This is a genomic window from Dolomitihabitans soli (genome assembly GCF_022213955.1).
Taxonomy (GTDB): Bacteria; Actinomycetota; Actinomycetes; order Streptosporangiales; family Streptosporangiaceae; genus Streptosporangium_A; species Streptosporangium_A soli.
The window spans coordinates 305,640-329,466 of record NZ_JAKNTW010000001.1; the positions used below are offsets into that span (position 1 = coordinate 305,640).

Sequence of the window (23,827 nt, forward strand, 5' to 3'; positions counted from 1 at the left end):
AGTTTTCCCGGATCGTAGAACCGCGGGAACCGCGAGTCAACGGCCTGGAGGGTTCTTCCCGCCGGACCCGGCCGATTTCGCTACCCTTCCCGTTGGGCGGGTGAGGGCGCATGGCCGAACAGCAAGCATGTCTCCGTTGTGGCGCGCCGGTCGGCGGGCAGTCCAGGTGTCCCCGCTGCGGCACCGCCGTACAGGGTGCCGGCTCGCCGTCTCCAGGCCAGGCGCCGGCCGATCCGCAGGGACAGGCGGCCGGGCGACCCGGCCAGTGGCCGGGCGCACGCCGGGAGGACGCGGGCTCGTGGGCCCAGCGGCCCGGCACGCCGGGGTCGGGCCCGTACGAACCGGCGCCCCCAGGCGGGGGCGAGGAACCACCGACCTCGTACGGCGTGCGGCAGGGCCCGCCCACGGAGCACCCCCGCGAACGGCGGCCCGAGCCCGGCAGGCAGCCCTATCAGAGCCGGCCTGGAGAGAGCCGGCCTGGAGAAGGCGGACGCGGAGAGGGCGGACGCGGCGAGCCTGGACCGGCCGACACGGGACAGGGCTGGCAAGCACAAGGCCCGCAAGGCCCGCAAGGCCCGCAAGCCTGGCAAGGCCGGGAGCAGGGCGGACCTGAGCGGAGTGGACGCGGCCAGGGCTGGGAGGAGCAGGAGCAGGGCGGGTTCGGGCGGGGCCGGCAGGAGCAGGGGCGGGGAGAAGGCGGCCCGGGGCAAGGCGGCGGGCGAGGGCCCGGCGGATGGCAGGAGCCGCCACGAGGACCGGAGCTCTGGGCAGAAGGCGGCGATCCGGCCGAGGGGCGCAAACGGCGGTTATCAACGCCCGTCGTGGCAGTGGCCGTGGGGGCGCTGGTGATCGCCGTGGCGGTCTTCTTCGTCGTGCGCGGCACCGGCGGCGAGACGACCGGAACCACCCCCGTGAGCGCTCCCACCGTGACCGGCGACCAGTCCGAGGATCCGGACCCGTCCTCACCCAAGGAGACGGACCCGGCGGACCCCGGGCAGAAAGACGCGGCGGGGCAGGTCATGGCGATCGACGCGATCCTGTCCGACAGCGGCGGCGCCCGGTCGGGGCTCGGCCCGGCCCTCACCCAGGTGCGGACCTGCGAGGAGACGGAGACCGGCATCAAGACCATCGAGCGGGTCACCGAGGCCCGCCGTGGCCAGGTGGAACAGGTCGCGAAGCTCGGCGTCGGCGCGATCGACGACGGCGCCGCCCTGAAGCAGAGCCTCGCGACCGCGCTCGGCGCCTCCCTGGAGGCCGACGAGCGCTTCCTCGCCTGGGCTCGCCGCCACGCCGCCGACTGCGCCGCCGACTGGACCACCGACCCCGACTACAAGCGCGGCCTGGCCGCCTCCACCAAGGCCACCGCCGCGAAGAAGGAGTTCCTCGCCGCCTGGAACCCACTGGCCACCGCACACGACCTCCCGGAACGCGCCGCGCACGAGATCTGACCGGTCGGGGCACGCGTCCGGCGGCGGCAGACTGGAGGTGTGCCTTCCACCCTTCCCGACGGCGACGCGGTGCCCGTCTCAGGCGAGCTGCCGTCGAGCGCGCTCGACGGCCTCGGCTCCCGGCCGTTCGGCTTCTATGTCCACGTGCCGTTCTGCGTGACGCGGTGCGGCTACTGCGACTTCAACACCTACACCTCCGCCGAGCTGGGGCCGGGCGCGTCGCACCGCGACTACGCGGACACCGCGATCGAGGAGGTACGGCTGGCGCGGCGGGTGCTCGGCGACGCCGCGCCGAAGGTCGAGACCGTGTTCTTCGGCGGTGGCACCCCCACGCTGCTGCCGCCGGGCGATCTGGTCAGGGTGCTCGGCGCGATCGAGGCGGAGTTCGGCATCGCCGAGGGCGCAGAGGTGACGACCGAGGCCAACCCGGAGTCCGTGGACCCCGCCTCCCTGGCGACGCTCAGAGCCGGCGGGTTCACCCGGATGAGTTTCGGCATGCAGAGCGCCAGTGACCACGTCCTGCGGGTGCTGGACCGCCGGCACACGCCGGGCAGGCCCGCGGAAGCCGTACGGGAGGCGCGCGCGGCGGGCTTCGAGCACGTCAACCTGGACCTGATCTACGGCACGCCGGGAGAGACCGACGACGACTGGCGGGCCTCGCTGGAGGCGGCCCTTTCGGCCGGCCCCGACCACGTCTCCGCCTACTCGCTGATCGTGGAGGACGGCACCCGGCTGGCCGCCAGGATCAGGCGGGGCGAGCTGCCGATGCCCGACGACGACGTGGCCGCCGACCGCTATCTCATCGCGGAGGAGCTGCTCGGCGGAGCCGGTCTCACCTGGTACGAGATCTCCAACTGGGCTGTCTCCGAGGCCGCCCGGTGCCGTCACAACCTGCTCTACTGGACCGGCGGCGACTGGTGGGGCGTCGGTCCGGGCGCGCACAGCCACGTCGGCGGCACCCGCTGGTGGAACGTGAAGCACCCGGCCGCCTACGCCGCCCGCCTCGCCGAGGGCGCTTCGCCCGGACACGCCCGCGAGGTGCTCGGCGGCGACGACCGGGCGGTGGAGAAGGTCATGCTGGAACTCCGCCTCGCCTCGGGCGTCGGCCTCGCGGCGGTCCGCCGGGAGGCCCGGCCGGTCATCGACGACGCGACCGCTGCGGGCCTCCTCGAACTCGACCCCCTGACCCGTCGGGACCGTCTGGTCCTCACCCTGAAGGGTCGGCTCCTTGCCGACGGCCTGATCCGTGACCTGACTTTGTAAAGGCGCCCCGCTCGTGGGCGCCGATCAGCTGACGAAGCGGATGTTGATGGGATATCGGTAGTCCTGGCCTTGGTTGGTGGCCACCGCAGCCATGATCATCAGAACCAGGGAGCCGATGCCGACGACGATGAGCAACAGGATCCCGATCAGGATCAACGTCAGCACGGATGACACGAAGTAGGCGATGACCAGGGTGATCTGGAAGTTCAGCGCCTCGGCGGCCTGCCGGCGGACGTAGGGCGACTCGTCCTTCTTGACCAGGTAGAGGATCAGCGGGCCGACGAACGAGGTCAGCAGGCCCAGCAGGTGCGAGAGCATCGCCAGCATGGTGTCGTCGGAGCCCGGGCGCGGGCCGGGGCCGCCGGCCTGGAAGGGGCCGTACCCGGGCGGAGCGCCGTAGCCCGGAGGAGCGCCGTAACCCTGGCCATAGCCGGGTGGAGGGCCGTACCCCGCGCCCTGGGATCGACTGTGACCCGGCCGCGGAGGCGGGAAGTCCTGAGGCCGGCGAGCCCCCTGACCGTAGCTCGGCGGGGGCCCATAGCCCGGACCTTGCGGCGGGCCGTGGCCGGGCGGCGGCGGTGGGGAGCCGTGAGCCTGGCCGTAACCCGGCCGCGGGGACTGGGAGGGCCCGCCGTAGCCGGGCGGAGGTGGAGGTGGGGGTGGAAAGCCGTGGGCCTGCCCATGACCCGGTTGCGGGTACTCGTGGGACCCGCCATAGCCGGGCGGGGGCGGGAAGTCGTGGGCCCGGCCATGACCCGGTTGCGGGGACTGGTAGGGCCCGCCGTAGCCGGGGGGCGGAGTGTTCTGAGCCTGGCCGTGACCGGCTTGCGGGGACTCGTGGAGCCCGCTGTAGCCGGGGGGCGGCGGGGGCGGAAAGTTCTGAGCCGGTTGAGCGGGCTCGTACGGCTGGGCGGAACCGGGCCGTGAAGGCGGGGAGGCCTGCGGCTCGTCGTGGTCGCGTGGCAGGGGCAGGGAGGATTGGGGGATGCCGTAGCCCGGGCGGGGCGGAGGGTAGTCGACCGGACGCGGGGTCTCCGCGGCCTCCGGAGCAATGATCTGCGTGTCCTGCGCGATCTGCTCGTCCTGCTCGTCCTGCTCGTCCTGCTCGTCCTGCGTGTCCCGTGCGTCCTGTACGTCCTGTGTGTCCTGCGCGATGTGCGTGTCTTGCGCGTCCTGGAGTTGAGGGGCGTCCTGCGCGTCGTGGGCCTGAGGGGCGTTCTGGGCCGGTGGAGCGTCCTGGGCCTCGGGGGGCGGCGGCGCGTCCTCGGGAGAAGGCCGAGGGGCGGACGGGTCGCTGTGGTCCTCGGGGCGCTCGCTCAATTCTGCTCCTGGGTCGGACCGGATTCCTCCGGTGTGGTGGTCACGAAGTCGATCAGCTCCTCCACCCGGCCGAGTAGCTCAGGCTCCAGGTCGGCATAGGTGGAGACCGCGGAGAGGATGCGCCGCCAGGCGTCGGGCGGGTCGAGTCGCCAGCCCAGGGCGGCGATGACGCCCTCCTTCCAGGGGACGCCGCGCGGCACCGCGGGCCACGCGGGGATCTTGACGACGGACGGCTTCACCGCCGCCCAGATGTCGATGTAGGGGTGTCCGACCACCAGCACGTGCGGCGAGGTGATCTGGGCGGCGATCCGGCTCTCCTTGGACCCCTTGACCAGATGGTCGACGAGGACGCCGAGCCGTCTGCCGGGCCCCGGCTCGAATTCGGCCACGATCGCGGGGAGATCGTCGACGCCCTCCAGGTATTCCACGACGACACCCTCTACCCGCAGGTCGTGGCCCCAGATCTTCTCGACCAGCGCCGCGTCGTGCACGCCCTCGACGTAGATGCGGCTCTCCCTGGCCACCCTGGCGCGCAACCCCGTCACGGCGATCGAGCCGGAGGCGCTCCGGCCGGGCCCGCTGACAGCCGGCCGGGGGCGCAGCAGGGTGACCGGCTTGCCGTCCAGCAGGAACGCGGCCGGTGCCAGCGGGAACACCCGCCGGCGGCCGAACCGGTCCTCCAAGGTGACGGCCTCCTTGTCGCAGGCCACCACCGCCCCGCAGAACCCGCTGTCGGGATCCTCCACCACCAGATCGCGCTCCGCGGGAATCTGGGGGATCTGGCCTTTCTTCGGCCGCCGCCAATCGCCGGTCAGCACGTCACGCCCGTACATATCAGGTGACGCTAGCAAAACACGCGATCACCCGGTGGCCATGCGGTTGCGCGCGCCCTTCCGCCGTACGAGGACGACGATCGTCACGATGATCGCGAACAGCAGCCCGGCGGCGGGCACCAGGACGAACACGAGCGCGGCCCCGCCGATCGAGCCCGCCAGCGAGCCGAGGTTCCTGCCCACGCCGAAACGGACGTCGCCGGCCTGGTCGGCGGTGCACGCGATCTTGTAACTGCCCGGCTCGGTGATGCCGATGTCGAGGATGTGCGTCCAGGTGGTCCCCGCGCTGGTGACGGTCTGGGAGACGTTCGAGCGGTTGAGTCTGGCCTGCTTGCCGCCGCCGTCGATCGTGCACCGGTAGCTGACGTTGCGGGCGGTGGCGATGTAGACGGCGGCCCCGTCGGCGGGGTCGAGGGCCACCGTCGCGGCCTCACCGCTGCGGAACGCGTTGGCGGGCGCGGCACTGTTCACCCCGGAGACGACCCCGGTGAGGAAGACGACGACGCCGACGACGCCGCACAGGACCGCGATCACCCACGCGATCACCACCCAGGTCAGCCGCGGCCTGATCTGCCGCTTGTCAGGACCGGGGTACTGCCCGCCGTGCTCCGGACCGGCGGCCCCGAACGGCGGAGGCGGCGGCCCGCCGTACTGGGGCTGCCCGTACTGGGGCTGCCCGTATTGAGACTGCCCGTATTGAGATTGAGACTGTCCGTACGAGGGCTGTCCGTACGAGGGCTGCCCGTACGGGGGCGGGTCGTGCTGAGGCTCGCCGTATTGTGGATTGCCGTATTGGGGGGCGCCCTGCGGAGGCGTCCCGTAGGGTGACGGGTTCGACGGGGGCGGATAAGAAGAAGGGGACCCGTACGGCGGTGCGGGAGGGGGCGTGGCCTGCGACGGACGGGGCACACGAGTGGTGCGGTCGTGCTCACCCTCGGGAGGATTGTCGCTCATATCGACGAGTGTGGACCACCTTGCCTGGCGCCGGAAGGCGTCCGGTGCGGCGGTCCTCGGGAGATCGTTACCTGACCGCGTTATCGCGCTGCCTGTGTCGTGGCCGTACACTTGGCACTCGGGAACACAGAGTGCCAGACCTGGCGTTTCTCAGTGGACCGATGCGGATCGCAGGGAGGTGAGCACGTTGGTCGACGACCGCAAGCTCGCGGTGCTCCGCGCCATCGTCGAGGACTATGTGTCCACCAACGAGCCGGTGGGGTCGAAGGCGATAACCGAGCGGCATAATCTGGGCGTCTCGCCCGCGACCATCAGAAACGACATGGCGGTCCTGGAAGAACAGGGTTACATCGCCCAGCCCCACACGAGCGCGGGCAGGGTGCCGACCGACAAGGGATACCGGCTGTTCGTCGACCGGCTCTCACAGATCAAGCCGCTGTCCGGGGCCGAGCGGCGGGCCATCGAGACCTTCCTCGCCGGCGCGGTCGACCTCGACGACGTGGTCATGCGCACGGTGCGGCTGCTCGCGCAGCTCACCCGGCAGGTCGCGGTGGTGCAGTATCCGACGATCACCCACTCCAAGGTCCGCCATGTGGAGTTGGTGCCGTTGACCGACCGCCGGGTGATGCTGGTGCTCATCACCAACACCGGCAGGGTCGACCAGCGGGTGATCGAGCTGCCCGAGGTGATCGACGAGACGCGCATCGCGCACCTGCGCGCGGTGCTCAACGCCTGCCTCGACGGCTGTGGGTTGAACCAGGTCCCCGAGACGGTGGCGGACCTGCCGGAGCGGGTGCCGGCGGAGGACCGGCCGGTCGCGGCGACGATCCTGTCGGTGCTGCTGGAGACGCTCGTGGAGCGGCATGATGAGAAGATCGTCTTTGCCGGGGCGGCCAACCTCGCGGCGGCGGGCGACTTCACCGTCGGCCTGCGCGATGTGCTGGAGGCGCTGGAAGAGCAGGTGGTGTTGATGCGCCTGCTCGGTGAGACCTCCGACACGACCGCGATAACTGTGCGGATCGGGTCGGAGAACCCCTATACCGGACTTCGCGGCACGTCCATCGTGGCCGCCGGATACGGTTCGGGCGGCAAGCAACTGGCCCGGCTCGGAGTGCTGGGCCCGACACGTATGGACTATCCGGTGACGATGGGCGCGGTGCGCGCAGTGGCACGTTACGTCAGCCAGATCCTGGCTGCATCTTAAGAGGTCGATAAGTGGCTAAGAGCGACTACTACGGCACCCTCGGGGTGCGCCGCGACGCCAGTCCGGAAGAGATCAAAAAGGCGTACCGCAGGTTGGCGCGCGAGCTCCATCCCGACGTGAACCCTGACCCCGCCACCCAGGAGCGGTTCAAGGAGATCACCCAGGCCTACGAGGTCCTGTCCGATCCCCAGAAACGCCAGATGCACGACCTCGGCGCCGACCCGTTCGCCGCCGGCGCGGGAGCCGGCGCGGGCGGATTCGGGGCGGGCTTCCCGTTCAGCGACATCATGGACGCGTTCTTCGGCCAGGCGGGCGCCGGCGCCCGGGGGCCGCGCTCGCGGGCCCGCCGTGGCCGCAACGCCACCATCAGGCTGGAGCTGGACCTGCGCGAGTCGGGCTTCGGCACGACCCGTGAGCTGGTCGTGGACACCGCCGTGCTCTGCGAGATCTGCCAGGGCTCGGGAGCCGCCTCGGGCACCCACCCGGACACCTGTGACATGTGTCACGGGCGCGGCGAGGTGTCGCAGGTCACCAGGTCCTTCCTCGGCCAGGTGATGACCTCGCGTCCGTGCCCGCAGTGCGGCGGCTTCGGGTCGATCATCCGTAACCCGTGCCAGGAGTGCTCGGGCGACGGCCGGGTCCGCACCCGCCGTACGATCAAGGTGCGCATCCCCGCGGGTGTGGAGGACGGCACCCACATCCAGCTCGCGGGCGAGGGCGAGATCGGTCCCGGCGGCGGTCCGCCCGGCGACCTGTTCCTGGAGATCGTCGAGAAGCCGCACGACGTGTTCGAGCGGCGGGGCGACGACCTGCACTGCACCGTGCAGATCCCGATGACCGCCGCCGCGCTCGGCACGATCCTCACCGTCGAGACCCTCGACGGGAAGGAGGAGATCGACATGCGCCCCGGCACCCAGTCGGGACAGGTCCTCCCGCTCTACGGCAGGGGCGTGCAACGGCTCAACGAGTCCGGGCGCGGCGACCTCCTGATCCACGTCAACGTGGAGACCCCGCAGCGTCTCGACCCCGAGCAGGAGGAGTTGCTCCGCGAGCTGGCCAAGCTGCGCGGCGAGGAACGGCCGACCGGCAAGTTCGCCCCCGGCCAGCAGGGCTTCTTCTCGCGCCTGAGAGACGCCTTCAACGGCCGATGACCGTGCCCGTGTTCCTCGCCGACGAGGAGCGGCTGGCCCTCGACGAGATCGTCCTCGACGGTCCGGAGGGACGGCACGCCGCGACCGTGCGGCGGCTGCGCGCCGGGGAGCGGCTCGACCTGACCGACGGCGCCGGGCGAGTCGCCGAGTGCGTCGTGACCGACGTGCTCAAGGACTCCCTGCGGCTGGCGGTGTCGCGCCGCTACGAGGTGCCCGCGCCCGCTCCCCGGCTGGTCGTCGTGCAGGGGCTGCCGAAGGGCGACCGCGGTGAGCTCGCGGTGGAGATGATGACCGAGGTGGGCGTCGACGTCATCGTGCCCTGGGCCGCGGCCAGGTCGATCACGCAGTGGAAGGGCGAGCGGGCGGGCAAGGCGCTGGCCCGCTGGCGGAGCACCGCCAGGGAGGCGGGAAAGCAGGCGCGGAGGTTTCACCTGCCGGAGGTGACCGAGCCGGCCACCACCGCGGCGGTCGCCTCGCTGATCTCCGCGGCTTCGCTCGGGGTGGTGCTGCACGAGGACGCGGTCAGCGCCCTGTCGAGCGTGCCGCTGCCGGCCGGGGGAGACATCGTCGTGGTCGTCGGCCCGGAAGGCGGGATCACCGATGAGGAGACCGAGCGGCTGAGCGCCTCGGGCGCCGTGCCCGCGCTGCTGGGCCCGACGGTGCTGCGCACCTCGACGGCCGGGGTCGCGGCGGCCGCGGTGCTGCAGACCCGCACCGGCCGCTGGTGACCGGTCAGCGGCGGCGCGGCGGACTTCGCGTCGGCTGAGGCCGGTCCGGCCTGGTGGTGGCGCACACCCGCGTCGGCCGTTCTGGGGCGCAGGGGAGCCGTCGGCGGGCGGGCCGGGGATGTCACGGGCCCGCGTCGGCCGGTCAGGGAAGCGGAAGCGGCGTGCCGCTGAGACTCATCATCGGCGTCTGCTGCTCCGTCTCCGTCGGTGTGGGGTGGGACGGCGGGCACTCCTCTGGCGGGCAGGAGTCGCCGGGCGTCGGGACCTCCGCCGACGGAGTGGGCGTCGGAGTGGGGGTCGGGGTGGACTCGGTCGGGCACGAGCCGGGTTCGCCGGGGGTGCGTGCGGGGACCTCGGTGGGCTCCGCCGTACCCGTCGGGCACGAGGTGCTCGGGGTGGGGGTCGGCGTCTGCGGGCGGACCGTCGCCGTCTTCGTCCGGCCGCTCGGCGTGGGCTCCGGCGTGGGCGAGACGGGCGGCCTGGGCGCCACGCTCGTGGCCGGCGGCAGCAGCGGGGAACGCGCGGTCGCCCCGATCTCCGGGGCGTTCGTCTCGTCGTCGACCACGGCCACCTCGCTGTTGTTCGGCGGTGACTCCTGGTCGCGGAGCTGGGGGACGGCGATGACGACCGCTGCCGCGACGAGAACCGCGCCGGCCGCGGAGGCGGCGGCCCGCCACCAGATCAGCCCGCGCGCGCCACGTTCGTCGATGCGGGCACGGATGATCTCCAGCCCGTCCGGGGAGGGAACGACCGCGTCCGCCTCCGCACGGAGGGCACGGCGAAGAACCTCGCCGTACTCGTCGGGGGACTCGGTCATGACAACTGCTCCAGACCGGTACGTAGGGCGGCCATGCCGCGGGCCGTGTGGCTCTTCACCGCGCCCTTGCTGATGCCCATCGCGTTGGCGATCTCAGCTTCGGACAGGTCACCGTAATACCGTAGAACCAGGGCTTCTCGCTGGCGTGTCGGCAGTTTTCGCAGTGCTTCGATCACTGCCGTTCTCTCAAGCTCGCCGATCGCTCCGTTCTCCGCGCTCGGCGCGTCGGGTAACCCCTTGGGCGCGTACTTCTCGACCACCGCGCGGTGGCGGAGCACGGAACGGGATCTGTTGACGACCGATTGACGCAGGTAGGCGAGTGCCTTGTCGGGATCGCGCAGTCTGCGCCAGGCGCCGTGAATGGCGACGAAGGCATCCTGCACGACCTCTTCCGCGGTCGCGTTGTCGCGGACGAGCAACACAGCGAGACGCACCAGTGACCGATAGTGCGCACTGTACAGCGCAGTCACGGCCGCGTCGGCATCCCATCCGACGGTCACCGCCCCGAGCGATCTATCGGCCAGAAGGGTCTCGGAGGTCACATCAGTGGGACGCGCGGGGTCCGCAGAGGGTTTACTACGGTCTTCCGGTTCATTAGGGGGCATGACCCAGTCGTGTCCTCGCCGGTGGCCTCGCCCGAATTCTGTTTTCGCTGCGTTGTTGCACAGACACCCTATCCGGATGGATCTTCCCTCGCAGCCCCACGACTGGTTACCGATTGGCAACAGCCCCCGACCGCTAGGCTGTGCACGTGGTGACCGACTGCCTCTTCTGTAAGATCGCGGCCAACGAGATCCCGGCCGAGCTCGTCTACGAGACCGAGCGCACGCTGGCCTTCCGTGATGTCAACCCGCAGGCTCCGACGCACGTGCTGGTGATCACGAAGGCCCATCACGCCGACGCCGCGGCGCTGGCGGAGGCCGACGAGGGGCTGGCCGACGAGGTCGTCAAGACCGCCCATGCCGTCGCCGTGCGGGAGGGGACCGCCGAGTCCGGCTACCGTCTGGTGTTCAACACCGGCCCCGCGGCCGGCCAGACGGTCCCCCATGTGCACTGTCACGTGCTGGGCGGTCGTGATCTGGGCTGGCCGCCGGGCTGAGCGCTACCATGACTCTTGAGAACCGTGCCTAATCCGGGAGGCGAACAGGCCGCCAGGCCTGCCCATGTCCGAGCTAAACGAATCCAGATCGAAGGGCCCGACCCAGACCCAGGCCAAGGTGGTCATCCCCGACGACCATTCCATGGTCGGCCTGCTGGGTTCCCGCGATGAGCTGCTCAGGGTCATCGAAGGCGCCTTCCGCGCGGACATCCACGTCCGCGGTAACGAGATCACCGTCACCGGAAGCCCCGAGGAGAGCGGCGCAGTCGTGCGTCTCTTCGAGGAGCTCGTCGAACTGCTGCGCGGCGGGACGCCGCTGACCGTCGACGCCGTGGAGCGCAGCATCGCCATGCTGCGGATGAGCTCCGACCGGCCCGCTGAGGTGCTGTCCCTCGACATCCTCTCCTCCCGAGGCCGGACCATCCGGCCCAAGACGGTCAACCAGAAGCGCTACGTCGACGCGATCGACAAGTTCACGATCGTGTTCGGCATCGGCCCTGCGGGCACCGGCAAGACCTACCTGGCGATGGCCAAGGCCGTGAAGGCGCTCCAGAACAAGGACGTCAACCGGATCATCCTGACCCGTCCCGCGGTCGAGGCCGGCGAACGGCTGGGCTTCCTGCCCGGCACCCTGTACGAGAAGATCGACCCCTACCTGCGGCCGCTCTACGACGCGCTGCACGACATGATCGACCCCGACTCGATCCCGCGTCTCATGGCGGCGGGCACGATCGAGGTGGCCCCGCTCGCCTACATGCGCGGCCGTACGCTCAACGACGCGTTCATCATCCTCGACGAGGCGCAGAACACCTCGCCCGAGCAGATGAAGATGTTCCTCACCCGGCTGGGCTTCGGTTCGAAGATCGTCGTCACCGGCGACGTGACCCAGATCGACCTGCCGGGTGGCACGCAGAGCGGCCTGAAGGTGGTGCAGGACATCCTCGACGGGATCGGCGACATTCACTTCAGCCGCCTGACCAGCGCCGACGTGGTGCGGCACCGGCTGGTCAGCGACATCGTCGACGCCTACGGGCGCTATGACGTCCTGGTCCAGCAGGCCGAGCCTCGCGCGATCAAGGGCGCCAAGCGTCCCCGGGGGCAGTGATGAGCGTAGAGGTGGCCAACGAGTCGGGCGTCGAGGTCGACGAGCGCGCACTGGTCGGGCTCGCCGGGCACGTGCTGGCGCAGATGGGCATCCATCCGCTGGCGGAGCTGTCCATCGTCATCGTCGACGAGCCGGCGATGACCGAGCTGCACGAGCGGTGGATGGGCGAGCCGGGCCCGACGGACGTCCTGGCCTTCCCGATGGACGAGCTGCGCCCCGGGTCGGGCGCCGGACGGCAGGACGAGGACGCGTCCGCCGATCCGGCCCTGCTCGGCGATGTCGTGCTCTGCCCGCAGGTGGCTGCCAAGCAGGCGGCCGAGGCCGGTCACGGCACGAAGGACGAGCTGGAGCTGCTCTGCACACACGGAATCCTGCACCTGCTTGGTTACGACCATGCCGAGCCCGAGGAGCACGCCGAGATGTTCGGGCTGCAGGGTGAGTTGCTCGAGTCGTGGCGGGGGGTGCGGCCGGAACGGTGAGTTCCGCCAACGGATGGTTGCTCTCGGCCGTCGTTCTCGTCGTGATCGGCGGCCTCATCGCCAGTGCGGAGACAGCGCTGGCGCGGATCTCCAGGGTGCGTGCCGACGAGTTCGCCAGGGAGGGCCGCCGGGGCGCCAAGCGCCTGCAGGCCGTCGTGGCGGATCCGCCGCGCTACCTCAACCTGCTGCTTCTGCTGAGGCTGAGCTGCGAGCTCATCTCCACGGTGATCGCCACGCTGCTCTTCATCGACCTGCTCGGTGACCAGGGCTGGGCGTACGCCTCGGCGGCCGCCCTGATGATCCTGGTCAGCTATGTGATCGTCGGCGTCTCCCCGCGGACCCTGGGCCGTCAGCACGCCGAGCCGATCGCCCTGGCGAGCGCTCCGATCGTGTCCGGGCTGACCCGCATCTTCGGGCCGTTGCCCCAGCTGCTCATTCTGCTGGGCAACGCGCTGACCCCCGGCAAGGGCTTCCGCGAGGGCCCCTTCACCTCCGAGGCCGAGCTGCGCGACCTGGTCGACCTGGCCGAGGAGCGCAGGGTCATCGAGCCGGACGAGCGCGAGATGATCCACTCGGTCTTCGAGCTGGGCGACACCCTTGTCCGCGAGGTGATGGTGCCCCGCACCGACATGGTCTTCATCGAGCGCGGCAAGACGCTCGACCAGGCGCTTTCGCTCGCCCTGCGCAGCGGCTTCTCGCGCATCCCCGTCGTCGGTGAGAACGAGGACGACGTGATCGGCATCGCCTATCTCAAGGACGTCGTCCGCCGCGGCCACGAGGCGGCGGTGGACGGTCCGGCGGAGAAGATCGAGTCGCTCATGCGCCCGGCCACCTATGTGCCGGAGAGCAAGCCCATCGACCAGCTCCTGCGCGAGATGCAGGCCAGGCAGATCCATCTGGCCATCGTCATCGACGAGTACGGCGGCACGGCCGGGCTGGTCACGATCGAGGACGTGCTGGAGGAGATCGTCGGTGAGATCGCCGACGAGTACGACCAGGAGGCCCCCCGCGTCGAATGGCTGGCCGACGGGGCGGTGCGGGTGACGGCCCGGCTGACGGTGAGCGAGCTGGGCGAGCTGTTCGACTGCGAGATCGACGTGGACGACGTCGAGACGGTCGGCGGATTGCTGGCGCACGCGCTCGGCCGGGTGCCGATCGCCGGCTCCGAAGCCGTGGTCGAGGGCCTGACGCTCACCGCCGAGAGCCTCGCGGGGCGGCGTAACCGGATCAGCACCGTGGTGGTGCGCAGGGCGGGTCCGGCATGGCACAACGGGGTCAAGGCAGGCGCGGAGCACGAGTGACCTGGACCGCAACCGTTCTTCAAGCGTTCTGCAAGCGGTTTGGGTGATTCTTTGATCGCAAGGCCCGCCCATCGCGGGTCGTGCGGGGGGATCTGAGTGCCGGAAGGGGTTCGCGGCACAAGGATTCCGGGGGGTAGGGAGCGGCGTCGCGGTCTGCTAGCCGGCCGGGGCGCAGCTCAGTACTAAGGGTGCTCTCTCCTGTGTTGGGCGGGTGAGAGCACCCTAAGCACGTCCCGTGGATTGCCGCGTCGCCGCCGGGGAAGAACTGCGAGCGGGGATCTTCGGGGATGGGGTTGCTGTGCGGATTGCCGGAGTCATCGTGCTCTGTGGGCTGCTCGGGGGTTGCGGCTCGGGGATCGCGGTCTACGCCGGCTCCTCGCCCGCCGTGGAACGGGCCAGGATCCGCGAACTCCTGCACGACGTGCCGAACCTTCCCGACGGATTCTCCGGCCGGGTGCGCGACGGGTGGACGGCCCCTTTCCACGTCGCGAGCAGATCGTGCCGGGTCGCGTTCGACACCGTGGCCGGTCGGCCGCCCAGGCGGTTCCTGCGCACGCACGCCGAGGTGACCTTTCAGGGCAACGGCCTCGGAGAACGCGCGGGCGCGAGCGTGGCCAGCTACTCGGAGGACGCCGCGGCGGGTTTCGAGGCGATCGAGGACGCGCTGCGCGACTGCTCGGCCGTCACGGCCGGCAACGCCACCTCGCTCACCCTCACCAGCCTCCCGATCGCCGAGACCGGTGACGCGATCACGGCCACCCGGCTGCGCGGCCACCTGAAGGGGTACCCGTACGAGATGCACCTCGTCTTCGTCCAGGCCGGCGAGGCGCTGATCTCGGTCGTGCACGCCGCCCTCGGCAGGGCCGACCCGCTTCGCACCGAGCAACTGGTCCATGCCGTGACGGCCACGATGACCGGCGAAGCCCCGGCGACTGCCGCCGTGGCGGGCGCCACGATCGGCGGCGGGGACCGGTGACGGCCAAGGTGAGCGGCGAAGCTTAGTAACCTGGTGCCGTGACTGAGGCGACGCTTCACCCCGAGGACGACAAGATCATTACGCTGGCGCGTGCCGCCCGTGCGCGTACCGGCGCCGCGCAGGGGGCCGCCGTCCGCGACGAGACCGGCCGCACCTACTCCGCCACCGACGTGGCGCTGCCCTCGCTCACGCTGTCCGCCCTGCAGGTCGCGGTGGCGATGGCCGTGTCGAGCGGTTCGGAGTCGCTGGAGGCCGCCGCCCTGGTGACCGCCGGCGCCGGGCCGAGCGAGGCCGACCGCGCCGTCGTCGCCGACCTGGGTGGGTCCACCTTGTACACCGCCGGCCCCGACGGCAAGCTCCGATGATCGAGCCGATCGACAAGGAGTTCCGCGCGGGGTTCGCCTGCTTCGTCGGGCGGCCCAACGTCGGCAAGTCGACGCTGATGAACGCGCTGGTCGGCACCAAGGTCGCGATCACCTCCTCCAAGCCGCAGACCACCCGGCGCGCCATCCGCGGCATCGTCCACCGTCCCGAAGCCCAGCTCGTCATCGTCGACACCCCCGGTCTGCACCGTCCGCGGACCCTGCTCGGCGAGCGGCTCGACAGCCTCGTGCTGTCCACGCTGACCGAGGTCGACGTGATCGGCTTCTGTCTGCCGGCCAACGAGCCGATCGGCAAGGGCGACCGCTTCATCGCGGAGAAGCTCGCCGCCGTGAAGAAGACGCCGGTGATCGCCGTCGTGACCAAGTGCGACCTCGCCTCCCGCGAACAGGTCGCGAAGCAGCTCATGGCGGTGTCACAGCTTTCCGAGTTCGCGGAGATCGTGCCGGTGTCGGCGAAGGCGGGGGAGCAGCTCGACATCCTCGGCGACCTGCTGATCGAGCGGCTCCCGCACAGCCCGCCGCTGTACGTGGGCGGCGAGCTGACCGACGAGCCAGAGCAGGTGCTCGTCGGCGAGCTGATCAGGGAGGCCGTGCTCGAAGGCGTCAGGGACGAGCTCCCCCACTCCATCGCCGTCGTCGTGGAGGAGATGAAACCGCGCGAGGGACGCGACGATCTCCTCGACGTGTACGCGTTCATGTTCGTCGAACGGCCGTCACAGAAGGCCATCGTGATCGGGCACCAGGGCGAGCGGCTCAAGGACGTCGGCACCCGCGCCCGCAAGCAGATCGAGGCGCTCCTGGGCACCCGGGTCTATCTCGACCTCCGCATCAAGGTCGCGAAAGACTGGCAACGCGACCCCAAACAACTCCGCCGCCTGGGCTTCTACGACTGACCCGCGCCGCCCGGCTGGCAGGCTCCATGCCGGCCGGTCTCGTCTGGCATTCTGTGAGACCGGCGATCACGAGGAGATCTGCAGATGGCTCACCCTCCCGGCGCGCAGCCCGCGCCTCGACGCACCCCTCTCAGCACGGATGAGCGGGTCCGAGCCGAAGCGAACTTCGTTCCCCTCGTCGCCGAGCACCTCGCCGCCAGCGGTCGGTTCAGGGTGAGCGCCGACACCCCGGAGATGGTGGAGTTGTTCCAGGGGGTCGCCCGCAGGGTGGGTGACGTGCTCCAGCGGCCCGTGGTCAGCCTCGCCAACGGCAGGTACATCGTGATCACGTTCGGCCAGGAGGAGGCGGCGGGCGTCACCGATCTGGGCGTCCGCTCGGTGCAGGAGTGACTCCCAGCGCCAGGGGCGTTCCCGCGAACCCCGGTGAACCGTTCCGGTCGCCGCGTCAGTCGAACCGGGCCTGGTGCAGGTCGGTGAGACCCATCACCTGGTGCAGGTGGTGGACGCCGGCGGGCAGGTGCGGGGCGGTGCGGGCGGCGATCGCGGCTGTCACGCCGGTGGCCCGAGCCTGGACCCGGCCGGTGAGCCATCGGGTGTGGCCGTCCCGGCTGCGGGCGAGTGCCAGCCACCGGTCGTCGCCGGGGAGGTGGAGAGTGGGCGGGATGGTGGAAGCGCCCGGGATCCAGGTCAGCGTGGCCAGTGCGCCCGTGGCGAGCCGGGAGCCGAGTCCGAAGTAGGTGCGCACGGGCACGCCGAGGTCGCGGCTGAGCACATGCTGGTCGCTGTAGTCGGTCCGGTACAGGCGGCGCAGGCCGTGGCCGGGCAGTTCGAAGCGCCGTGGACGGGTGTAGTTGCGGACCTCCTCGCCGGTCGCGGGGTCGTCGAATCGGCGGCCGAGCAGATGGTAGGCCCAGGTGGCCGAGGCTTTGCCGTACCGTTCGCCGCTGCCGAGCAGGAGCGCGATGTCGATCGGCCCGTGCGGGGCCTTTTCGTGTACGGCGGCGGCGAGCAGGTTGGTCAGGCCGGGGGCGAGTCCGGCGCTGAGGAGGACCGGGGCGGCGGGGGCCGAACTCTCCAGGGCGGCCACGTAGCCGGTGGTGGCGGTGACGTCGACGAAGGCCGCGCCATGGCTGGTGACGTGGTCAACCAGCGCCGGATCCTCGGTGCCGGCGGCATTGACGACCACGTCCACGCCGGTCAGCGCCGCGTCGAGGGTGTGCGGCCGGCGCAGGTCGACGACGAGATCGGCGCGCCGGGGATCACGGCCGGCCGCGAGTGCGACGTCGCCCCGGGCGCGGAGTTCGGTGACGACGTGGACGCCGACCGCGCCGTAGCCGCCGAGCACGAGGGCCTTCACGCCGGCCTGACCACGGGCCGTCTGGTTGTCGCGCCGGTCGTGGGTCGCCCGGCCGGCATGCCCATCGTGGGTCTGGTCGTCACTGCCTTCGCTCCTCTGAGTGTGGTGGAACCCCTCCGGGCTGGTCGATCACACGGAGGGATACGGCAAGCCGTCGGACGGAGCATCAGTAGTAGCGGCTCATCAGTTCGGTCGCCCAGGCCGGCTGGGTGACCGGGTGCCGAGGGGCGAACTCGGTCAGGTACGGCTTGACGTCCAGGATGGGGGAGCCTGAAAGCGCGTCCAAGTCGGCGACGTGCAGGTCCAGGCCGTCCACGGCGAGCAGCCGGCAGCGGGAGACGCCGAGGCGGTTCGGGCGGTACGGCCCGCGATGAGCGAAGACCCCCACGGGTGCCGCGTTCGGATTCCCCCTCGGGGGGCGAGGTTCGGCGGGCACCTCGGCCGGGTTGATCCGATCGAAGAGGAACACGACCTCCAGATGGGAGAAGTGCTCCAGGCCGAGCACCGCCGACGCGGTGAAGGACGCGCCGTCCAGCCGGATCACGGCTCGAACGTCGTGCCAGTCGTCCTCCAGCACCTCGCCGCGACCGCCCACCACCTGGCCGACGGGCCGCAGCGGCACGGTGTTCGATGTCATGGTGATCTCCGTTGTGGCGAGAGGGCTGGGGGAGGTCTGAGCTGATCGGCCAGGGTGTTCAGGGATCTCAGAGGGCGTAGGGGCCGAAGCGGCGTGCTCCGCCATCGGCTTCACCCTCAGCCGCACCAGGTCTCAGAGGGCGTAGGGACCGAAGCGTTCCCAGGCGATGAAGGCGGTCAGCGCGAGCAGGACCACGTTGACGACGACGGCCGGGGCCTCCTTGCGGCGGACGTGGGTGGCGGCGGCGCCGAGCATGATGACGGCCAGGCCGGCGGCGGCCAGCGGAGTGAGGATCGGGGCGATCCCGGTTGCTGCGGGCAGGATCAGACCGAGGGCGCCGAGCACCTCGACCAGGCCGATCAGGCGGACCTGGGCAGGGGTGAAGTCCTTCACCCAGGGAAGCCGGACGGCGAGCTTGTCCGCCGGTTGGGTGGCCTTCATCAGTCCGGAAAGGGCGAAGACGACGGCCATGACGGCCTGCAGGATCCACAGGAAAGTGTTCATGTCTCGTGCTCTCTTGGGCGTGGTCGGGGGCGTGGTCGGGGGTGTGGTCGGGGGGCGCGCGGCCGGGTTCGTCGGCCGCATGAGGGGGCTACAGGCTGATTGTGATCTCACGGAGCACGCCGGGCCACTCGGGGATGGGCGATGCATTCCGCTAGATTTGAACTCTAGAGATAGGTTATGGCCGGGTCAAGGTCAAGAGCGTGGCCCCCATGGATCGCTTCACGGCCTGGATCGCACTCGGTGGCTCGGAGCGCGGGTGTGCCCCAGACCTCGATCCCGTCTCGGGTTCCGGGGTCGGAGCGCCGCGGCCTTGACGCGCCAGTTGCCTGTGCGCTATCACTTTAAACGAACGCTAGAGTTCAACTTCAGTTAGAAAGCAGGAGAGATGACGACGTCTTTCGCCAACGTCCAGCAGGCCGAAGCGTGGAACGGCTGGGAGGGCGAGGTCTGGGCCGAGAACCCGGACTTCTACAACGGGATGCTCGACGGCTTCAACGACGCCCTGTTCGACGCCGCCGCGATCCAGCCCGGAGACCGAGTCCTGGACGTCGGCTGCGGCACCGGCCGAACGACCCTGCTGGCCGCGGGCCGCGCGGCCGGCGGATCCGTCCTCGGCGTCGACCTGTCGGGGCCCATGCTGGCCCGGGCCGGCGCCGACGCGGCTGCCCAGGGTGTGACCAACGCCGTCTTCGAGCGGGGCGACGCCCAGGTGCACCCGTTCCCGGACGGCGGGTTCGACGTGGCCATCAGCCGGGGCGGTGTGATGTTCTTCGCCGACCTCGTCGCCGGGTTCGCCAACATCGCCAGCGGGCTCCGGCCCGGCGGCCGGTTGGCCGTCATCACGGCCATGCCGGGCGCCCCGGACGGCGACTACGCCCGGGCCACGGCCGTACTGCGGGAGCACATGCGCGGACCGTCCCCGGCGGCCCAGGGCATGATGTCCATGGTCGACCCCGCCCGGATCGAGGAGGTCCTGGCCGCCGCCGGGTTCACCGGCGTCACCATGCGCGTCGTCGAGGCCATGGAGGTGCTCGGCCGCGACGCCGCCCATGCGGCCGAGAACATCTGCGCCATGGGACCGGTCCGTTTCAACCTCGCCGACCTCGACGAGGCCGCCGTCCGCCGCATCCGCGCCGAGTTGCGGCAAGGTCTGCTGCCCTTCGAGACCCCGCGGGGAGTCAGCCTGCGGGCCCGGGTCCGCCTGGTGACCGCGACCCGTCCTTGACGGTTCACGGCGGAGGTGTTCGGCCGCGACGTTGCTCGGGCGGCTGAGTGCATCTGCAGCAGCGGTTGGGCATCTACATGTCGGTGACTCCTCCACTCCGTAAACGGGGTGGCTTCTCGCTAGGCCGCTAGTGCGGCTTTGCGGAGGACCAGCCCGGCCCTCTTGACGTTGGTCGCCCCGACTTCGTCTGCGTTGGCGGTATAACCGCACCGGACGTAGACGAAGTCGGCTTGGGTGGTGCGGTTCTCGCCGCTGATGTGCCCGCATTCAGGAGCGGGGCAGGTGCGGGAGGTGCTGGCGGGGTTGACCGGGATCAACTCTCGACCGGCGCTTTCAGCCTTGTGCATGAGGATGCCCAGGAACACCCCCCAACCCGGGTCCAGGATGCATACGGTGTGTTGGGTCGTTCAGCTCTGCATTCTGGGCCGCTGTAGGCGTTCTCTGTGGAAATGGTCGAGAACGAGGGCGATCTGATGTGACGGCGGCCGGCCACTCACGCTGGAGTGGCATGTGCCCACGGACCTTGGCCACCTGCGGCGAGTGGCGCCGACGTGGCTTGCCGTACGAGTTCGGGCGCGTCAGGGTGACGGCGGTGGGGTTTGGTGCGGGTGAGTGGGGTGGCGGCGGCGGTTGCTTTGCGGGGGTTTGGGGCGGGTGAGCGGGGTGGCGGTGGGTGCTTTGCGCGGGGGCGCTTGGTGTGGGCCGGTGTAGGTGGCAAAGGGAAAGCGGGGGGTCGTGGTCAGGGGGATTTGTAGGGGGTGAGGCCGTCGAGTAGGTAGGTCAGGCCGTGGGTGAAGACGGTGTCCCAGTCGTTGGCGAGGGGGGCGCCGTGGGCGGCGAGGGTGGGGTAGAGGTGGCGGCGGGCGTGGAGGTGGCGGTCGGCGGCCCGGCGGTCTTCGGGGTGGTCGTGGTCGAGGGCGGCGGCCTGCATGGTGGCCGAGCCGATGACGTAGTTGGACAGGGCGTAGGCGGCGGCGGTGAGATGCGGGTCGGTGAAGCCCGCCGCGACGAGGGTGGCGTGCAGATACTCGGTGCGGGCGAGGACGTTCGGGCCGAGTAGCGGGCGGTCGAGGACGGTCACCGACCAGGGGTGGCGGAGCATCGTGGCGCGCCAGCCCGTGATGAGCGCGGTGACATCGGCTCGCCAGTCGCCCGCCGGGGTCTGCGGGATGACGGTCTCGCTGAAGATGGCGTCGAGTGCGAGGTCGAGGACGTCGTCCTTGGTCTCGACGTGCAGGTAGAGGGTCGCGGCGGCGGTGCTCAGGCGTTCGGCGAGGCGGCGCATGGTCAGCCGGGCGGCTCCTTCCTCGTCCAGGAGGGCGACGGCGCCCCGCACGATCTGCTCGCGGCTGACGGCCGGCTCGGCCCGGCCCGGACGCGGGGTGCGAAGCCACACGCCTGTCGCCGCGCTCCTGCGTTGGGTTCGCCTGCCAGGTGTCGCGTTCACGGCTGTTCTCGCCTTCGCTGTCCGCCGGGTTCGGAGTTCATGCCCCGGGTCCTGCCCTTGGTCCTTGGTCGGTGTGGTGTTCGTCGCCGTGCTGCCTTCGTGCACCGCGCTGTGGCCGGCGTGCGGGCGATGCTACCGCCGGGCCCGCTGACGACGACGCCGATGGCGGACGCTGAGATCAGCGCGTCGTCAACGGGACCGGTACGCAGGTCGCCCGCCGAGGTGCGGCCGCTTGACGGGTTGTCGCTGGGCTAATGGGTTGTCAGTGGGGCCGATCAATGTTCATAGTGTATGACCAATGTTCTACCAGCAAGGATGTCGTGATGGGACATGTCGAGGTCGATGCCCTGACCTACGTGCTGCCGGATGGCCGGTTGCTGCTCAACGAGGTGTCCTTCCGGGTGGGGCAGGGGGTCAAGGCAGCGCTGGTCGGGCCGAACGGGGCCGGCAAGACCACGTTGATGCGGCTGATCGCGGGTGATCTACGGCCTTCCGGGGGCCGGGTCGCCGGGTCGGGCGGGCTCGGCGTCATGCGCCAGTTCGTCGGTGTGGCCGGGCGGCGGGAGACGGTACGTGAGCTGCTGCTGTCGGTCGCCCCCGAACGGGTGCGGGCGGCGACCGCCGAGCTGGCGCGGGCCGAGCGGGCGCTGCGCGCGAGCGATGAGGAGCCTGCGCAACTCGCCTATGCCCAGGCCATCACCGACTACGCCGACGCGGGAGGTTACGACCTGGAGGTCACCTGGAGCGTGTGCACGACCTCGGCGCTGGGCGTGGCGTTCGAGGAGGTGGCCGGTCGGCAGGTGAACACGCTCTCCGGCGGAGAGCAGAAGAAGCTCGTGCTGGAGGCGCTGCTGCGCGGCCCCGACGAGGTTCTGCTGCTCGACGAGCCGGACAACTACCTCGACGTGCCCGCCAAGGAGTGGCTGGAGGAGCGGCTCCGGGCCACCGCCAAGACCGTCGTGCTCGTCTCCCATGATCGTCGGCTCCTCGCCGAGGCGGCCGACCGGATCGTCACCGTCGAGTCGCGCGGGGTGTGGGTCCACGGCGGCGGGTTCGCGTCCTACGCGCAGGCCCGCAGGGAACGCGGCGAGCGGCTGCACGAGAGGCGACGCCGCTGGGACGAGGAGCACACCCGGCTGCGGAGGCTGCTGGACGACCTGCGCCGGCGGGCGACCGGCAACGACGCGGTGGCCTCCGCCTATCGTGCTGCCCAGACCAGGCTGAACAGGTTCGAGGAGGCCGGCCCTCCGGAGAGCGCGCCCAAGGAGCAGAACATCCGGATGCGCCTCAAAGGCGGCCGAACCGGCAAACGATCGGTCATCTGCGCCTCGCTGGAGCTGACCGGGCTGACGAAGCCGTTCGACACCGAGATCTGGTACGGCGAGCGGATCGCGATCCTCGGTCCGAACGGCTCCGGCAAGTCTCACTTCCTGCGGCTTCTCGCCGAGTCGGAGCCCGGGGCGACCTCTTCGGTCCGGCACACCGGCACGGTGTCACTCGGATCCAGGGTGGTGCCCGGACACTTCGTCCAGACACATGCCCGGCCCGACCTCGCTGGGCGGGCACCGGCCGACATCGTCATGACGGAGCACGCGCTCGGGCTCAACGACGCGATGGCCGCGCTGGCCCGCTACGAACTCGCCCCGGCGGGAAGGCAGTCTTTCGAGACCCTCTCGGGGGGCCAGCAGGCACGATTGCAGATCCTGCTGCTCGAACTCTCCGGCGCCACCCTGCTGCTGCTCGACGAGCCCACCGACAACCTGGACCTGGCCAGTGCGCAGGCACTCCAGGACGGGCTCGCCTCCTTCTCCGGCACGGTGCTCACGGTCACCCACGACCGCTGGTTCGCCGCCGACTTCGACCGCTACCTGATCTTCGATGCCGACGGCGGTGTGCACGAGTCCGCAGATCTTGAGGAAGGTCGTGGCCGGCCAAGGCCATGATCAGCGACTCCGACAGGCCGTCGGCCGTGCGCCAGGTGATGACCGAATCCCGGAGCGCATCGTCGCCGTACATGCTCTCGAAGCGGATGCTCTTCTTGGCCCCAGCGCCCGATGTGCGACGCTTTCACATCGCAAATGGACAAGGTGGACCCATGCCAGCCAATGACTCGACACGTACTCGCCGTCTCGTGCTCAAACAGCGCGACTGGACGGAGGCCGGCGGCTTCGCCGAACAGCGGGGGTGGCCCGAGGTGCCCACTGACGACAGCGGCACAGGAAGGGAGTCCAGGGTCTGGTCCGTCGATGAGAGCACCGTCTTCCAAGTGACCCGGGATCGCGCCTCCGGTGAATTCTGCTGTTTCTTCTACGGCTCGGACCGCGAAGAACTGGTCGGACTGCTCGGTGAAGCGGATCAAGAGTTGGACGTCTGGCGTATCCCCGAACTCCTCAACGAACCCTTCGAGGAGACCGACCCGCGCAGGTTGGTCCGGTCCATCTTCCGGCTGGGGCTGGGCGCACCGCCGGTCCACTCCCTCGAGTTCATGCCTCCGCTGGCGAACGCCCTCGCGCACGAACACTCCATGGTGCGAGCCGCGGCAGCCCGTACCACCGCCTACATGGAGTGGCCGGAACTGTTTCCGATCGTCAAGACAATGGCGGAGAGCGACGCCGACCAACGAGTACGAGCGGAAGCCGAGAAGATCGTGACTGCCTACCATCGAGCCGGGCTCGGTGACGCATGACACCTACCGTGATCAGA

Annotated in this window: 26 protein-coding genes; 16 read left to right on the forward strand and 10 right to left on the reverse strand. The window is 70.5% G+C overall.

The genetic code is table 11. From position 1 onward, the window contains the following. The first annotated feature begins 821 nt into the window (after positions 1 to 821). Together MBA17_RS01350 and hemW are read left to right on the forward strand one after the other, a co-directional pair. Positions 822 to 1,448, forward strand: coding sequence for a hypothetical protein (locus MBA17_RS01350; RefSeq protein ID WP_238494347.1), 627 nt, complete (start codon positions 822 to 824; stop codon positions 1,446 to 1,448). Between the two features lie 39 nt (positions 1,449 to 1,487). After that, positions 1,488 to 2,711, forward strand: coding sequence for a radical SAM family heme chaperone HemW (gene hemW / locus MBA17_RS01355; RefSeq protein WP_238494348.1), 1,224 nt, complete (start codon positions 1,488 to 1,490; stop codon positions 2,709 to 2,711). 24 nt (positions 2,712 to 2,735) lie between these two features. Here hemW and MBA17_RS01360 read toward each other — a convergent pair whose 3' ends face one another. The 3 genes from MBA17_RS01360 to MBA17_RS01370 are packed head-to-tail and all read right to left on the reverse strand — an operon-like array spanning position 2,736 to position 5,410. Then, a complete protein-coding gene (locus MBA17_RS01360) occupies positions 2,736 to 4,031 on the reverse strand; it encodes a DUF4870 domain-containing protein (RefSeq protein ID WP_238494349.1) in 1,296 nt (431 codons plus the stop codon). Beyond that, a complete protein-coding gene (locus MBA17_RS01365) occupies positions 4,028 to 4,864 on the reverse strand; it encodes a DUF3097 domain-containing protein (protein ID WP_238494350.1) in 837 nt (278 codons plus the stop codon). Before MBA17_RS01365 ends, MBA17_RS01360 begins: the two co-directional genes overlap by 4 nt. Positions 4,865 to 4,891: 27 nt before the next feature. After that, positions 4,892 to 5,410 (reverse strand): hypothetical protein, encoded by a 519-nt coding sequence (locus MBA17_RS01370; RefSeq protein ID WP_238494351.1) that lies wholly within the window; start codon positions 5,408 to 5,410, stop codon positions 4,892 to 4,894. 595 nt (positions 5,411 to 6,005) lie between these two features. Between MBA17_RS01370 and hrcA the strand changes: the two genes are divergently transcribed. The 3 genes from hrcA to MBA17_RS01385 are packed head-to-tail and all read left to right on the forward strand — an operon-like array spanning position 6,006 to position 8,901. Further along, complete coding sequence (gene hrcA / locus MBA17_RS01375) at positions 6,006 to 7,022, forward strand: heat-inducible transcriptional repressor HrcA (protein WP_238495012.1); 1,017 nt, start codon at positions 6,006 to 6,008, stop codon at positions 7,020 to 7,022. An 11-nt stretch (positions 7,023 to 7,033) separates the two neighbouring features. Beyond that, positions 7,034 to 8,173: a molecular chaperone DnaJ gene (gene dnaJ, locus MBA17_RS01380; protein ID WP_238494352.1), complete on the forward strand. Its 1,140-nt coding sequence runs from the start codon at positions 7,034 to 7,036 to the stop codon at positions 8,171 to 8,173. Next, positions 8,170 to 8,901, forward strand: coding sequence for a 16S rRNA (uracil(1498)-N(3))-methyltransferase (locus tag MBA17_RS01385; protein ID WP_238494353.1), 732 nt, complete (start codon positions 8,170 to 8,172; stop codon positions 8,899 to 8,901). Before dnaJ ends, MBA17_RS01385 begins: the two co-directional genes overlap by 4 nt. Before the next feature lie 142 nt (positions 8,902 to 9,043). Here MBA17_RS01385 and MBA17_RS01390 read toward each other — a convergent pair whose 3' ends face one another. Further along, entirely contained in the window at positions 9,044 to 9,718 is a 675-nt protein-coding gene (locus MBA17_RS01390) for a hypothetical protein (RefSeq protein WP_238494354.1), read from the reverse strand. Next, positions 9,715 to 10,260: a SigE family RNA polymerase sigma factor gene (locus MBA17_RS01395; protein ID WP_238494355.1), complete on the reverse strand. Its 546-nt coding sequence runs from the start codon at positions 10,258 to 10,260 to the stop codon at positions 9,715 to 9,717. The genes MBA17_RS01390 and MBA17_RS01395 overlap by 4 nt, the downstream gene beginning before the upstream one ends. A gap of 212 nt (positions 10,261 to 10,472) precedes the next feature. Here MBA17_RS01395 and MBA17_RS01400 point away from each other — a divergent pair, with 212 nt between their 5' ends. The 8 genes from MBA17_RS01400 to MBA17_RS01435 all read left to right on the forward strand — a co-directional run bounded on the left by MBA17_RS01400 (position 10,473) and on the right by MBA17_RS01435 (position 16,344). After that, positions 10,473 to 10,817 carry a histidine triad nucleotide-binding protein gene (locus tag MBA17_RS01400; RefSeq protein WP_238495013.1) on the forward strand — a complete coding sequence of 115 codons (345 nt, stop codon included), beginning with the start codon at positions 10,473 to 10,475 and terminating at the stop codon, positions 10,815 to 10,817. A gap of 64 nt (positions 10,818 to 10,881) precedes the next feature. Further along, positions 10,882 to 11,922, forward strand: a complete 1,041-nt coding sequence (locus tag MBA17_RS01405) for a PhoH family protein (protein WP_238494356.1) — start codon at positions 10,882 to 10,884, stop codon at positions 11,920 to 11,922. Then, a complete protein-coding gene (gene ybeY / locus MBA17_RS01410) occupies positions 11,922 to 12,401 on the forward strand; it encodes an rRNA maturation RNase YbeY (protein ID WP_238494357.1) in 480 nt (159 codons plus the stop codon). Before MBA17_RS01405 ends, ybeY begins: the two co-directional genes overlap by 1 nt. Then, a complete protein-coding gene (locus tag MBA17_RS01415; RefSeq protein ID WP_238494358.1) occupies positions 12,398 to 13,702 on the forward strand; it encodes a hemolysin family protein in 1,305 nt (434 codons plus the stop codon). The genes ybeY and MBA17_RS01415 overlap by 4 nt, the downstream gene beginning before the upstream one ends. 298 nt (positions 13,703 to 14,000) lie before the next feature. Beyond that, the gene (locus MBA17_RS01420) at positions 14,001 to 14,678 is read left to right on the forward strand and encodes a hypothetical protein (RefSeq protein WP_238494359.1); all 678 of its coding nucleotides are present in this window, start codon (positions 14,001 to 14,003) and stop codon (positions 14,676 to 14,678) included. Positions 14,679 to 14,716: 38 nt separating this feature from the next. Next, positions 14,717 to 15,043 carry a cytidine/deoxycytidylate deaminase family protein gene (locus MBA17_RS01425; protein ID WP_238494360.1) on the forward strand — a complete coding sequence of 109 codons (327 nt, stop codon included), beginning with the start codon at positions 14,717 to 14,719 and terminating at the stop codon, positions 15,041 to 15,043. Beyond that, positions 15,040 to 15,954: a GTPase Era gene (gene era, locus MBA17_RS01430; RefSeq protein ID WP_238494361.1), complete on the forward strand. Its 915-nt coding sequence runs from the start codon at positions 15,040 to 15,042 to the stop codon at positions 15,952 to 15,954. The genes MBA17_RS01425 and era overlap by 4 nt, the downstream gene beginning before the upstream one ends. Before the next feature lie 84 nt (positions 15,955 to 16,038). Next, a complete protein-coding gene (locus MBA17_RS01435; RefSeq protein ID WP_238494362.1) occupies positions 16,039 to 16,344 on the forward strand; it encodes a hypothetical protein in 306 nt (101 codons plus the stop codon). A gap of 55 nt (positions 16,345 to 16,399) precedes the next feature. On the opposite strand, the gene MBA17_RS01440 is transcribed toward MBA17_RS01435, so the two are convergent. The 3 genes from MBA17_RS01440 to MBA17_RS01450 all read right to left on the reverse strand — a co-directional run bounded on the left by MBA17_RS01440 (position 16,400) and on the right by MBA17_RS01450 (position 18,452). Beyond that, entirely contained in the window at positions 16,400 to 17,311 is a 912-nt protein-coding gene (locus MBA17_RS01440; protein WP_238494363.1) for a saccharopine dehydrogenase family protein, read from the reverse strand. Between the two features lie 166 nt (positions 17,312 to 17,477). Next, complete coding sequence (locus MBA17_RS01445; RefSeq protein ID WP_238494364.1) at positions 17,478 to 17,948, reverse strand: SAM-dependent methyltransferase; 471 nt, start codon at positions 17,946 to 17,948, stop codon at positions 17,478 to 17,480. Positions 17,949 to 18,080: 132 nt separating this feature from the next. Then, complete coding sequence (locus tag MBA17_RS01450; protein ID WP_238494365.1) at positions 18,081 to 18,452, reverse strand: DoxX family protein; 372 nt, start codon at positions 18,450 to 18,452, stop codon at positions 18,081 to 18,083. Between the two features lie 385 nt (positions 18,453 to 18,837). Between MBA17_RS01450 and MBA17_RS01455 the strand changes: the two genes are divergently transcribed. Beyond that, positions 18,838 to 19,677 (forward strand): class I SAM-dependent methyltransferase, encoded by an 840-nt coding sequence (locus MBA17_RS01455; protein ID WP_238494366.1) that lies wholly within the window; start codon positions 18,838 to 18,840, stop codon positions 19,675 to 19,677. 119 nt (positions 19,678 to 19,796) lie between these two features. Here the strand turns inward: MBA17_RS01455 and MBA17_RS01460 are convergent, their stop codons facing one another. Both MBA17_RS01460 and MBA17_RS01465 read right to left on the reverse strand, forming a co-directional pair. After that, positions 19,797 to 20,042 carry a transposase gene (locus MBA17_RS01460; RefSeq protein WP_238494367.1) on the reverse strand — a complete coding sequence of 82 codons (246 nt, stop codon included), beginning with the start codon at positions 20,040 to 20,042 and terminating at the stop codon, positions 19,797 to 19,799. Positions 20,043 to 20,416: 374 nt separating this feature from the next. Then, positions 20,417 to 21,073, reverse strand: coding sequence for a TetR/AcrR family transcriptional regulator (locus MBA17_RS01465; protein WP_238494368.1), 657 nt, complete (start codon positions 21,071 to 21,073; stop codon positions 20,417 to 20,419). 374 nt (positions 21,074 to 21,447) lie between these two features. Here MBA17_RS01465 and MBA17_RS01470 point away from each other — a divergent pair, with 374 nt between their 5' ends. Together MBA17_RS01470 and MBA17_RS01475 are read left to right on the forward strand one after the other, a co-directional pair. Beyond that, positions 21,448 to 23,067 (forward strand): ABC-F family ATP-binding cassette domain-containing protein, encoded by a 1,620-nt coding sequence (locus tag MBA17_RS01470; RefSeq protein WP_238494369.1) that lies wholly within the window; start codon positions 21,448 to 21,450, stop codon positions 23,065 to 23,067. Further along, positions 23,064 to 23,810, forward strand: a complete 747-nt coding sequence (locus tag MBA17_RS01475) for a HEAT repeat domain-containing protein (RefSeq protein ID WP_238494370.1) — start codon at positions 23,064 to 23,066, stop codon at positions 23,808 to 23,810. Before MBA17_RS01470 ends, MBA17_RS01475 begins: the two co-directional genes overlap by 4 nt. Positions 23,811 to 23,827: the final 17 nt, after the last annotated feature.

Bases quoted from the DNA above. Each gene is read 5' to 3' on its own strand.
- MBA17_RS01450 (WP_238494365.1), bottom strand. From the start codon at position 18,452: ATGAACACTTTCCTGTGGATCCTGCAGGCCGTCATGGCCGTCGTCTTC.
- MBA17_RS01390 (WP_238494354.1), bottom strand. From the start codon at position 9,718: ATGACCGAGTCCCCCGACGAGTACGGCGAGGTTCTTCGCCGTGCCCTC.
- ybeY (WP_238494357.1), top strand. From the start codon at position 11,922: ATGAGCGTAGAGGTGGCCAACGAGTCGGGCGTCGAGGTCGACGAGCGC.
- MBA17_RS01435 (WP_238494362.1), top strand. From the start codon at position 16,039: ATGGCTCACCCTCCCGGCGCGCAGCCCGCGCCTCGACGCACCCCTCTC.
- MBA17_RS01365 (WP_238494350.1), bottom strand. From the start codon at position 4,864: ATGTACGGGCGTGACGTGCTGACCGGCGATTGGCGGCGGCCGAAGAAA.
- MBA17_RS01470 (WP_238494369.1), top strand. From the start codon at position 21,448: ATGGGACATGTCGAGGTCGATGCCCTGACCTACGTGCTGCCGGATGGC.
- era (WP_238494361.1), top strand. From the start codon at position 15,040: ATGATCGAGCCGATCGACAAGGAGTTCCGCGCGGGGTTCGCCTGCTTC.
- MBA17_RS01445 (WP_238494364.1), bottom strand. From the start codon at position 17,948: ATGACATCGAACACCGTGCCGCTGCGGCCCGTCGGCCAGGTGGTGGGC.
- MBA17_RS01475 (WP_238494370.1), top strand. From the start codon at position 23,064: ATGATCAGCGACTCCGACAGGCCGTCGGCCGTGCGCCAGGTGATGACC.
- MBA17_RS01405 (WP_238494356.1), top strand. From the start codon at position 10,882: ATGTCCGAGCTAAACGAATCCAGATCGAAGGGCCCGACCCAGACCCAG.
- MBA17_RS01385 (WP_238494353.1), top strand. From the start codon at position 8,170: ATGACCGTGCCCGTGTTCCTCGCCGACGAGGAGCGGCTGGCCCTCGAC.
- MBA17_RS01455 (WP_238494366.1), top strand. From the start codon at position 18,838: ATGACGACGTCTTTCGCCAACGTCCAGCAGGCCGAAGCGTGGAACGGC.